Here is a 12587-nt window from a genome sequence, read left to right as displayed (position 1 = left end):
GTCCCCGGAAACACCACAACCCCAGCCACCACGTGATCCCGCAACCACCCATGCGAAACCAACGACAGACGACTCGTGAACAACAACTCGTCACCACTGGCCAGTTCGATCGCGGCTCCCAGCAAGGGATGTCCGGCCGACCCCAGACCCACCGAACCGAGGTTCCCGAACGCCGAGCCGGTGTCACGGGACCAGAAGCGCCGCCGCTGGAACGCGTACGTCGGCAGATCGACCCGCTCGCACTCCAGGCCGGTGGCCCCCTCGGGGAACGCCGTCTCCCAACGCACCGGAAGACCACTGACGTGGAGGTGAGCGAGGGCGGCGAGCAGGCTCTCCGCCTCCGGCCGGTCCTTACGCAGGACCGGGACGAAGACCTGCCCTCCACCGTCCAGACACCCCTGCGCCAGCGCGGTCAGCTGACCGCCCGGGCCCAGCTCCACCAGACGGCCCACCTTGCGCTCCCCCAGAGCACGTACGCCATCGGCGAAGCGGACCGGCTCACGCACATGCCGCACCCAGTAGTCCGGCGAACGCAACTCCTCGGCAGTGGCAGCCGAGCCCGTGACATCGGACACGACCGCGATGGCCGGATCCCCGTACTCCAGACCCTCGGCAACCTGCCGGAACTCCTCCAGCATCGGCTCCATCAACGGCGAATGGAACGCATGACTCACCCGCAGGAACGACACCTTCCGGTCCTGCACGCGGAAGTGCTCCGCGATCCCCTCCACCGCATCCCGCTCACCGGAAACCACTACCGACCGCGGCCCGTTCACCGCGGCAAGACCCACACGGTCGTTCAGCAGCGGCAAGGTCTCGTCCTCGGACGCCTCCACCGCCGCCATCGCCCCGCCCTCGGGCAACGCCTGCATCAGACGGCCCCGCGCCACGACGAGCCTGCACGCGTCGGCAAGGGACCACACACCCGCCACATGCGCCGCCGCCAGCTCACCGATCGAATGCCCCATCAGCACATCCGGCCGCACACCCCACGACTCCAGCAACCGGAAGAGGGACACTTCCACAGCGAAGAGTGCGGGCTGCGCGAACTCCGTACGGTTCAGCAGATCGGCATCCTCGCCGAACACGACCTCCCGCAGGGGGCGTCCGAGCTCCTGGTCGACATGTGCGCAGACGGCGTCGAAAGCTTCGGCGAAGGCCGGGTACTCCTCGTACAACTCCCGCCCCATGCCGGGGTGTTGCGACCCCTGCCCGGTGAAGAGGAAGGCGGTGCGACCGCCGGCCCTGACGGTGCCCGTGACGGTGTGGGCGTGGGACTCACCGGCGGCGAGCGCGGTGAGTCCGGCGCGCAGTTCGTCGAGGGTACGGCCGATGATCACGGCCCGGTGGTCGAAGCTGGAGCGGGTCGTGACCAGGGCGCGGCCGACACGGGCCGGGTCGGCCGCGGGCTCGTCGTCGAGGTGGCCGAGAAGGCGTGCGGCCTGTTCGCCGAGTGCGGCGCGGCTGCGGGCGGAGACGACCCAGGGCAGGGGGTGTTCGCCGGTGGGCGGGCGACCGGCGCCGTTCATGGACGCGGCCTGCGTCTGCGTCCCGTCCTGCGCCGCGAACGGCTCGCCCTGCTCCGCAGGCTCCTGCGGTCCCTGCGGCTCCGGGACGGGCGCCTCCTCGACGATCATGTGGGCGTTGGTGCCGCTGATCCCGAAGGAGGAGACGGCTGCGCGGCGGGGGCGGTCGCCGTTGCGGGGCCACGGCTGCTCGCTGGTGAGCAGCCGAAGGTCCGCGGCCGTCCAGTCGATGTGCTGCGAGGGTTCGTCGGCGTGCAGCGTGCGGGGCAGGTGGCCGTGGCGCAGGGCCAGCACGAGCTTGATGATGCCGGCGACACCGGCGGCGGCCTGGGTGTGGCCGAAGTTGGACTTCACGGAGCCGAGCCACAGGGGCCGCTCGTCGGGCCGTGCGTCGCCGTAGGTGGCGAGCAGCGCCTCCGCCTCGATGGGGTCCCCGAGCGGGGTGCCGGTGCCGTGGGCCTCGATGACGTCGATGTCCCCGGTGGACAGGCCGGAGTTGTCCAGGGCGGCGCGGATGACCCGTTCCTGGGCGGGGCCGTTGGGTGCGGTGAGTCCGTTGGATGCGCCGTCCTGGTTGACGGCGCTGCCGCGGATCACGGCGAGCACGGGGTGACCGTTGCGGCGGGCGTCGGAGAGGCGTTCCAGGAGGAGCATGCCGGCGCCCTCTGCGGGGCCGAAGCCGTTGGCCGCGGCGGAGAACGCCTTGCACCGGCCGTCGTCGGCGAGTGCGCGCTGCCGTCCGAAGTCGATGAACATCTCGGGGCCGGACATGACGGTCACACCGCCGCCGAGCGCCAGGTCGCACTCGCCGGACCGCAGGGACCGTACGGCGAGGTGGAGGGCGACCAGCGATGACGAGCACGCCGTGTCGACCGTGACCGCGGGGCCCTCGAGGCCGAAGGTGTAGGCGATCCGGCCGGAGGCGACGCTGATGGTGCTGCCGGTGAGGAGATGGCCGCCGAGTTCGGCATGGGAGTCCTCGGAGCGAGGCTGGTAGTCCTGCGCGATGGCACCGATGAACACGCCGGTGGACGAGCCGCGCAGCGCGGCGGGGACGATCCCGGCCCGCTCGACGGTCTCCCAGGAGGTCTCCAGGAGCAGCCGCTGCTGCGGGTCCATGGCCTGGGCCTCGCGGGGCGATATCTCGAAGAACTCGGCGTCGAACAGCGGGGCGTCGTGCAGGAAGCCGCCTTCGCGGACGTACGAGGTGCCGGCCCGGTCGGGGTCGGGGTCGTACAGGGCCTCGAGGTCCCAGCCGCGGTCGGCCGGGAACGGGGTGACGGCGTCGGTGCCGGAGGTCAGGAGCCGCCACAGGGCCTCGGGGGTGTCGGCCCCGTCGGGGAAGCGGCAGCCCATCGCGACGATCGCGACGGGTTCCTGCTGCTGTTCCTCGATGTCCTGCAGACGCTTACGCGTCTGACGAAGGTCGGCCGTGACCAGCTTGAGGTAGTCCCGCAGCTTCTCTTCGTTGCTCGCCATTCGATGCCACTTCCTAGGAGGAGCCCGAGGGGGTTCCAAAGACGTCGGGTCCTGTGCGGTACGGGGTCGGTGTCACGTGATGCCCAGCTCCTTGTTGATGAGGTCGAACATCTCGTCGTCCGTCGCGGATTCGAGTCCGGTGCCGGCCACGGTCGGCCCCTCCGAGCCGCCGGTCCACCGGGTCAGCAGCTCCCGGAGCCTGGCGGTCACCTTGTCGTTCAGCCCGTCGTCGCCCGGTGCGCCACCGGGGCCGGTGTCCACACCGGTCATGGCCGCTTCGAGCTTGTCGATCTCCGCGAGGAGGATGTCGCCGGGGCGCACCTCCGGCGGCGCGCACTGCTCCAGCAGGTACCGGGCAAGGACCGCGGGGGTCGGGTAGCTGAAGATCAGGGTGGCCCGCAGGGTGAGCCCGGTCGCGGCACCGAGCCGGTTGCGCATCTCGACCGCGGTGAGCGAGTCGAAGCCGAGCGTCTTGAACGGGCTTTCGGCGTCGACCGCGTCCGGGTCGGCGTGCCCGAGGACGGCCGCGGTGTGGGTGCGGACCAGGTCCAGTGCGGCCCGTTCGCGTTCCTCGGCGTTGAGCGGCCGCAGCTGCTCGGTGAAGGACACCGCCGCACCGCTGTCGCCGTTCCGTGTCCCGGAGGCCGCGGCAGAGGGGTCGGCCGCGGCCCGCCGGACGGGGGTCCTGGCCAGCGCCCTGAGCAGGGCGGGCGGCTCGGCGCCTCGGCGTTCCAGGCCGGCCAGGTCGAGGCGCGTGGGCAGCAGCATCGCCTGGTCGGCGCCGAGGGCCGCGTCGAAGAGCGCCAGGCCCTCGTCCGCGGTCAGCGGTGCGAGACCCAGTCGGCCGATCCGCCGGATGTCGGCGGCGCCGAGGCTTCCCGCCATGCCGTCACCGGTGTCCCACAGCCCCCATGCCAGGGAGAGCGCGGGCAGTCCCTGGGACTTGCGGTGGTGGGCCAGGGTGTCGAGGAACGCGTTGGCGGCGGCGTAGTTGGCCTGTCCCTGGCTGCCGAACGTGGCAGCGACGGAGGAGAAGAGGACGAAGGCCGACAGGTTCAGGTCACGGGTCAGTTCGTGCAGGTTCCATGCCGTCTGCGCCTTGGCACGCACGACGCGGTCGACACGTTCGGGCGTCATGGCGTCCAGCACACCGTCGTCGAGGATTCCCGCCGTGTGGACGACAGCCGTGAGCGGACGCTCGGCGGGGACGGCGGCGAGCAGCCCGGCAAGGGCCTGCCGGTCTGCGGTGTCACAGGCGGCGACGGTGACGGTGGCGCCGAGCCCGGTCAGCTCTGCGACGAGTGCGGCGGCGCCGGGGGCGTCGGGGCCACTGCGGCTGGTCAGCAGCAGATGGCAGACACCGTGACGGGTCACCAGGTGCCGGGCGAACATTCCGCCGAGATTGCCGGTGCCGCCGGTGATCAGAACGGTCCCATGGGTACGGACGTGGTCGGCGGCGCGCCCGCCCCCGGTGTCCTCCCCGGTGCGTCCGTCGGCGGCGGGGGTCCTGGAGAGGTCGACCGGCACCTCGGGAACGGTGAGGACGATCTTGCCGACGTGCCGGGCCTGGCTGAGGTACCGGAACGCCTCCGGGGCTCGCCGCACATCCCACGTCGTGAGCGGCAGCGGGCGCAGCGCCCGTCGCTCGAAGAGGGAGAGTACGGCCCTGAGCATCTCGGCGGTGTGGTCGGGGTCGACGTCTCTGAGGTCGAACGCCCGGTACTCCACCCCTGGGTGCTCCGCGGCGACGGTCCGTGCGTCCCGCAGGTCGGTCTTGCCCATCTCGATGAAACGACCGCCCCGCGGCAGCAGCCGGAACGACGCGTCGATCAGGTCCCGGGCGAGGGAGTTGAGGACGACGTCCATGCCGCGTCCCTCGGTCACGCGCAGGAACTTCTCCTCGAAGTCCGCGTCACGCGAGGACGCGATGTGGTCGTCGTCCAGCCCCATCGCCCGTAGCGTCTCCCACTTGGCGGGGGCGGCGGTGGCGAAGACGTCCGCGCCCAGGTGCCGGGCGAGCTGGACGGCGGCCATGCCGACACCACCGGTGCCCGCGTGGACGAGAACGGACTCGCCGGGGCGCAGATCGGCCAGGTCCACCAGGCCGTGGTAAGCGCTGAGGAAGACGATGGGGGCCGCGGCGGCCTCGGTGAAGGACCAGTCGTCGGGTTGCCGGGCCAGGAGGCGGTGGTCCGTCACGGCCACCGGACCGTACGCCCCGGAGAACAGGCCCAGCACCCGGTCGCCGGGCGCGAGGCCGGTGACGTCCGGACCGGTCTCCAGGACCACGCCGGCACCCTCACGGCCCGGCACTTCGCGGTCCAGCATGCCCAGGCAGACCAGGACATCACGGAAGTTGACGCCGGTGGCCCGCATCGCGACCCGTACCTCGCCCGGGGCGAGGGGCCCGGTGGTCTCGGGGCAGGCGACCAGGGCCAGGGAGTCGAGGGTGCCGGGCGTGGTGACGTCCAGCCGCCAGGCGGATTCACCGGGCGGGGGCAGCAGAGCCCCGCCGGTGCCTGCCGGGGCCAGCCGGGGCACGTGGACGACGCCTCCGCGGAGGGCGAGCTGTGGTTCGCCGGTGGCGAGGGCAGGGGCCGGGTCGGCCGGGGTGGAGACGCCGCCGGCACCGGTGGCCGGGTCGGTGAGGGCGGTGGCCTCGTCGGTACGGGTGCCTGCGCCGGTGAGTTGGTCGGTGCCGGCGGTCTCCGCGGGCGCGAGGTCGAGCAGGACCAGGCGTCCGGGGTGCTCGGACTGCGCGGAGCGGACGAGTCCCCAAACGGACGCCGCCACGGGGTCGGTGAGCGCCCGGTCACCGTCGGCGGGCACGGCCCCCCGAGTCACCAGCACCAGCCGGGCGGAGCCGAAGCGGTCGTCCGCCAGCCAGCTCTGGACGACGGCAAGGGTGTGATGCAGCGCGTCGATGGCCGCTTCCACGGTCTCCGGCGCTTCGGCGCTGTCCACGCCCGGCGGCAGAGCCGCGTCGTCCGCCGCGGACGGGGCACAGGCGACGAGCACCGCGCCCGGCAGCGGTGTTCCCGCGTCGACCGCGGCGGCCAGCGCCGCGAGGTCCGGGTAGTGGCCGGCCGGGGCCTCGCGGAGCCCGGACACCTCAGGACCTGCCACGGCCCACTGCTCGGCCGGGTCCGGGAGGGGTCCGGACGGCGGGGGCAGTGCGCTCCAGTCCAGCCGGAACAGCGCGTCCCGCTGTACGTTCGGGCCGCCCGCGGCCGGAGCCGGCACGTCCCCGCTCAACTCCCGCAGCGTGAGGGCCTCGACACGGGCGACGGCACGGCCTTCCGCATCATCGACGGCCAGCGCGATCGTGTCCTCGTCCACCGGCGAAAGCCGCACCCGCACGGCGGACGCCCCGACCGCCGCCAGAGAGGCACCGCTCCACACGAACGGCAGCCGCACCCTCGGGGAGCCGTCCGCCGCTGTGGAACCGTCCGCCGCTGCTGTGGAGCCCTCCGCCGGTGTCCGCCCGGCGGCCAGCCACGCGTGCAACGCCGCGTCCAGCAGGGCCGGGTGGAGCCCGTGGCGCTCGGCCTCGCCATGATGGTCGGCGGGCAGCCGGACATCGGCACAGATGTCGTCGCCGTGCCGCCAGACGGCTCGCAGGCCCTGGAACACCGGTCCGTAGGCGTACCCCTCGTTCGCAAGACGCTCGTAGAAGCCGTCCAGCGGGACAGGTGCGGCGTCGGCGGGCGGCCAGCTCTCCGAGCCAGGCGCCCCGTCGGTGGCGGCCGCGTCCGTACCGTCCGCGTCGAGGAGACCGGTGGCGTGGCGCACCCATCCCTCGGCCTCGGCCGTGTCGGCCCTCGAGTAGACCGAGACGGTGCGCCGCCCCGGCTCGTCCGGGCCGCTCACGGCAACCTGCACCCGTACGCCACCCCGCTCGGGCAGGACCATCGGCGCCTCGAGGGTCAGGTCCGCAACGCGTCCGCAACCGACGCGGAGACCTGCCTGGAGCACCAGTTCCAGGAAGCCCGTGCCCGGGAAGAGGACGGCACCCGCCACCGAGTGGTCCAGCAGCCAGGGGTGGGTCGTGAGGGAAAGTCTGCTGGTGAACAGAGCCCCGGTGCCTTCCGCCAGCGCGACTTCGGCGCCCAGCAGCGGGTGACCGGAGGCCGTGAGCCCGAGCCCGGCTGCGTCGCCCGCGGCGGCACCCGGCGCGCCCGGCCAGAAGTGCTGCCGCTGGAAGGCGTAGGTCGGCAGGTCGACACGGCGCGCGCCCGTACCGCCGAACACTGCCGGCCAGCGCAGCGCGGCACCCCGGGCGTACAGCGCGGCGACGGCGAGCAGCAGGGTGCCGGGTTCGCCACGGTCCTTGCGCAGGGCAGGCACGAAGAGCGCCTGCCCGGCGGGGTCGGCCCCCGTCTCCGCCTGGGCCAGCGCGGTGAGGGTGCTGTCGGGGCCCAACTCCAGCCAGCTGTCCACGCCTTCGGCGTGCACGCGGCGGACGCCGTCGGCGAACCGTACTCCGTGACGCACGTGCCGCACCCAGTGGTCGGGCGACATGAGGTCGGCGTCATCCGCGAGGTCCCCGGTGAGCGCGGAGACGAGGGTCAGCTGCGGACGGTCGTACGTGAGGCTCTCGGCGACCGTACGGAAGTCGTCGAGCATCGGCTCCATCAAAGGGGAGTGGAACGCGTGGCTGACCCGCAGCCGGGTCGCCTTGCGGTCCAGGTCCCGGAAGTACGCGGCGATCTCCTCCACGGCCGCTTCCGTGCCGGCGACCACGGTGGACTCGGCGCCGTTGACGGCTGCGATGCCGGCCTCGGCCTGGCGTCCCTCCAGCAGCGGCGCCACTTCCTCCTCGGACGCCTGGAGCGAGACCATCGCCCCGCCCTCGGGCAACGCCTGCATCAACCGGCCCCGGGCCGCCACGAGACGGCACGCGTCGGCCAGCGACCACACACCGGCCACATGGGCCGCCGCCAGCTCACCGATGGAGTGGCCCATCAGGACGTCCGGCCGGACGCCCCAGCTCTCCAGCAGCCGGAACAGCGCCACTTCGAGCGCGAACAGCGCCGGCTGGGCGTACTCCGTACGGTTCAGCAGCTCCGCGTCCTCGCCGAACACCACCTCCCGCAGGGGGCGTTCGAGCTCCTGGTCGACATGTTTGCAGACGGCGTCGAAGGTCTCGGCGAAGGCCGGGTAGGTCTCGTACAACTCCCGTCCCATGCCCAGGCGTTGGGAACCCTGGCCCGCGAAGAGGAACGCCGTACGAATGCCGTCGGCGGCCGCCGTACCGGTGACCACCGAGCCGGTCGACTCGTGCTGCCGCGCCAGCGCCTCAAGGCCGTGCAGGGCCTGCTGCCGGTCGGCGGCCAGGACCACGGCGCGGTGCTCCAGGGCGGAACGCGTCGTCGCGAGGGAGAGCCCGATGTCGGCGTGCGACAGCTCCGCGTCCGACGCGAGGAGGGCGGCCAGCCGTTCGGCCTGGGCGCGCAGCGCTCGGGGTCCCGCGGCGGAGAGCGGCAGGAGGACGGCAGAGGTGTCGGAGATCGGCAGGGGTGCGGCGAGTCCGTCCGTACCGGGGCCGGCGGTGTCGTCGGCACCGACCGTCTCGCCCGTCGGGGCCTGTTGGAGGATGACGTGGGCGTTGGTGCCGCTGATCCCGAAGGACGACACACCGGCGCGGCGCGGACGGTCATCCGGCCGCGGCCACTGCACGTTCTCCTTGAGCAGGGATATCTCACCGGCCGACCAGTCGACGTGCGAGGAGGGCTCCTCAGCGTGGAGGGTGCGCGGCAGGATCCCCTGCCGCATGGCCATCACCATCTTGATCACACCGCCGACACCCGCAGCAGCCTGCGTATGACCGACGTTCGACTTCAACGAGCCCAGCCACAGAGGCTGTTCACGATCCTGGCCATAGGTGGCGATGAGGGCCTGCGCCTCGATCGGGTCACCCAGCGGGGTTCCCGTGCCGTGCGCCTCCACCGCATCGATGTCGCCAGGGTGCAGACCGGCACCCGCCAGGGCCTGGCGGATCACCCGCTGCTGCGACGGGCCGTTCGGCGCTGTCAAACCGTTCGACGCACCGTCCTGGTTGACGGCACTGCCGCGTACGACGGCCAGCACCTGGTGCCCGTTGCGGCGCGCGTCCGACAACCGCTCCACCAGGAGCAGACCCACACCCTCGGCCCACGCCGTCCCGTCCGCACCGTCCGAGAACGCCTTGCACCGACCGTCCGACGCAAGCCCCCGCTGCCGCGAGAACTCCAGGAACGTCTCCGGTGTCGACATGACCGTGACACCACCGGCCAACGCCAGATCACACTCGCCTGAGCGCAGCGCCTGCGCGGCCAGATGCAGCGCCACCAGCGACGACGAGCACGCCGTGTCCACGGTCACCGCGGGACCCTCGAAACCGAAGGTGTACGCGATACGGCCCGACGCCACACTGCCCGTGTTCCCGGTCATGAGATAGCCGCCCGAGTCCAGCTCGGCCGCGCGCAGGAAGGAGCCGTAGTCCTGAGCCATCGCACCCGCGAAGACGCCGGTACGGCTGCCACGCAGAACCTCCGGGTCGATACCCGCCCGCTCGAAGACCTCCCACGACGTCTCCAGCAGCAACCGCTGCTGCGGATCCATCGCCAACGCCTCACGCGGCGAGATCCCAAAAAGCGCCGCATCGAACTCGGGCGCGCCATGCAGGAACCCGCCCTCACGGACGTAGGTCCGCCCCGGCGTCCCGGGCTCCGGGTCGTAGAGACTGTCGAGATCCCAGCCACGATCGGTCGGGAAGCCACCGATCGCATCGCTCCCCTCACTGACCAGCCGCCACAGATCCTCAGGCGACTCGACACCGCCCGGGAAGCGGCACGCCATCCCCACGATCACCACCGGATCGTCGCCCGCACTCACCACCGTAGGCAGCACCGCATCGGAGGCGACGACCTCGTCCTCCTCATCGGACAGTTCCGCCAGGAGGTGGTGGGCCAGGGCGGCGGGTGTGGGGTAGTCGAAGACCAGGGTCGCGGGCAGGCGCATGCCGGTGGCGGCATTCAAACGGTTGCGCAGCTCGACCGAAGTGAGCGAGTCGAAGCCGAGATCCTTGAACGCCTGCCCCGACTCGACCTGCAGCGCGGAGTCATGCCCCAGTACGGACGCCGACTGCTCCGAGACGAATTCCCGAAGGAAGCGCTCACGGTCGACCACGGGAAGGGAGAGCAACTGCTGCCGCAGCCCCGCGGCGTCTCCGGCCGTTCCGATCTCGGCCTTGCGGCGGGCGCGGCCCCGGACCAGGCCCCGCAGCAGCGGGGGTACGTCGTCCGACGTCCGCCCGCGCAGGGTCGCGATGTCCAGATCCACGGGCAGCACGGCGGCCCGCTCCAGACCAGCGCCCAGCTCCAGCGCGGTGTCCAGCAGACGGAGGCCCCGCTCGGGAGCGAGCGGAAGCATTCCGTTCCGCGACAGGCGCCGCAGATCGGCCCCGGTCAGATCGGCGGTCATACCGGCGCCAGGCGCCCACGGGCCCCAGGCAAGAGACGTCGCCGGCAGGCCTGAGGAACGGCGGGTCGCGGCAAAGGCGTCCAGGAAGGCGTTGGCCGTTGCGTAGTTCGCCTGCCCCGCACCACCGAACGTGCCCGCGGCGGAGGAGAAGACCACGAACGCCGACAGGTCGGCCTCACGGGTCAGTTCATGCAGATGCACCGCGGCGTCCGCTTTCGGCCGCATCACCCTGGCCAGCCGCTCCGGAGTCAGCGAGACCACCACGCCGTCGTCGAGGACACCGGCCATGTGCACCACAGCGGTCAGCGGGCGGTCGGAGGGGATGGCGTGGAGCGCGGCGGCGAGATCGTCCCGGTCGGCGACATCCACGGCCGCCACCTCGACCGACGCTCCCAAGTCGGCCAGATCCGCTACGAGTTCACGAGCACCGGGGGCATCCAGACCGCGGCGGCTCGCCAACAGGAGGTGTCTGATGCCATGTTCGGTGACCAGGTGCCGGGCGACGAGCGCGCCCAGGCCACCGGTGCCACCGGTGACCAGTACCGTGCCCTCCGGATCCAGCGGCGCGGGAACGGTGAGAACGACCTTGCCGACATGCCGCGCCTGGGAGAGATACCGGAACGCGTCCGGAGCCCGCCGCACATCCCAGCACGTCACCGGAAGCGGCCGCACAGCACCCAGCTCGAAGAGGGAGACCAGCTCGGACAGCATCTGCCCGATCCGCTCCGGCTCCACGTCCATCAGGTCGAACGCCTGATACCTCACGCCGGAGTGCTCGGCAGCAACCTCAACGGCATCCCGGACATCGGTCTTGCCCATCTCCAGGAACCGGCCACCACGCGGCAACAGCCGCAGCGACGCGTCCACGAACTCCCCCGCGAGGGAGTCCAGCACCACATCCACACCACGACCACCGGTCGCAGCGAGAAAAGCCTGCTCGAAGTCCGTATCCCGCGACGAAGCGATATGCGCATCATCCAAACCGAGGCCGCGCAGCGTGTCCCACTTCCCCACACTCGCCGTACCGAACACCTCAGCACCCAGATGACGCGCCAACTGCGTCGCAGCCATACCCACACCACCGGCCGCCGCATGCACCAGCACCGACTCCCCCGACCGCACACCCGCCAAGTCGGTGAGAGCGTGGTACGCCGTCAGGAACACCACAGGCACCGTCGCTGCCTGCGCGAACGACCAACCCGTGGGAATCCGGGCAACCTTCCGCGCATCCGCCACCGCAACCGGACCGAAGGAACCCGAGAAGAGACCCATCACGCGGTCACCGACGGCCAGTTCGACGACACCCGGCCCGACCTCGGTCACGACACCGGCGCCCTCGAGACCGAAGTACTTCGCGTCACCGGGATACATCCCGAGCGCGTTCAGCACATCACGGAAGTTGACACCCGCCGCCCGCACCCCGACACGCACCTGCCCCGGCGCGAGTACGGCCTCCGCCTCCGGAACCGGCCGCAGCGCCAGCCCCTCCAGCGTGCCCTTCTCGACGACGTCGAGCCGCCAGGCGGCACTCTCGGACTCCCTTGCAGGCGCGGCGAGTTCACCACGGGCCGTGACACGCCCCAGCCGAGGCGCGTAGGCCGCGCCACCGCGCACCGCCAGCTCCGGCTCGCCCAAGGCAAGCGCCGTCCTCACGACACCCCAGGACGCGTCCGCGCCGTCCACGTCCACCAGCGCGAAACGGTCGGGTGCCTCCGTACGCGCCGCGCGGACCAGGCCCCACACCCCTGCGAGGACCGGATCCGGTGCGTTCTCGTCGAGCGCGACGGCTCCCTCGGTGACGATCACCAGGCGAGCGCCCTCATAGCGCTCCTCCGCCAGCCACTCCTGAACGCGGGCCAGCGCATCGGCCGCGGCCACATGCGCGGCCTCGACGGTGTCCCCGGCGGGCCGCTCCACACGTACCAGGACGTCCGTGCCGGGCTCGACCGCCGTGGCCGGGAGCTCGCCGGGAAGGTCGGGACCGTACGTCGGACCGGCCACAGCGGTGTCGATCAGTACGGGGGCCCAGTCGGTCTGGAAGAGGTGGTCGCGTCGGCGGCCGTCGCCACCCACCAGATCACCGGCAGCCTCCCGCAGCACCAGCGACTCCACCGAAGC

At 72.1% G+C, this 12587-nt stretch carries 2 protein-coding genes; both read right to left on the bottom strand.

The features are described 5' to 3' along the window. The coding region (locus ABZ822_RS32420; RefSeq protein WP_360862038.1) for a type I polyketide synthase at positions 1 to 3005 on the bottom strand (3005 nt) is incomplete at its 3' end. 72 nt (positions 3006 to 3077) lie between these two features. Continuing rightward, positions 3078 to 12569 carry an SDR family NAD(P)-dependent oxidoreductase gene (locus ABZ822_RS32415; RefSeq protein ID WP_360862036.1) on the bottom strand — a complete coding sequence of 3164 codons (9492 nt, stop codon included), beginning with the start codon at positions 12567 to 12569 and terminating at the stop codon, positions 3078 to 3080. Positions 12570 to 12587: the final 18 nt, after the last annotated feature.

It is taken from the genome of Streptomyces sp. NPDC047108 (assembly GCF_040643575.1).
Taxonomy (GTDB): Bacteria; Actinomycetota; Actinomycetes; order Streptomycetales; family Streptomycetaceae; genus Streptomyces.
This window is presented reverse-complemented; position numbering and strand designations above follow the sequence as displayed.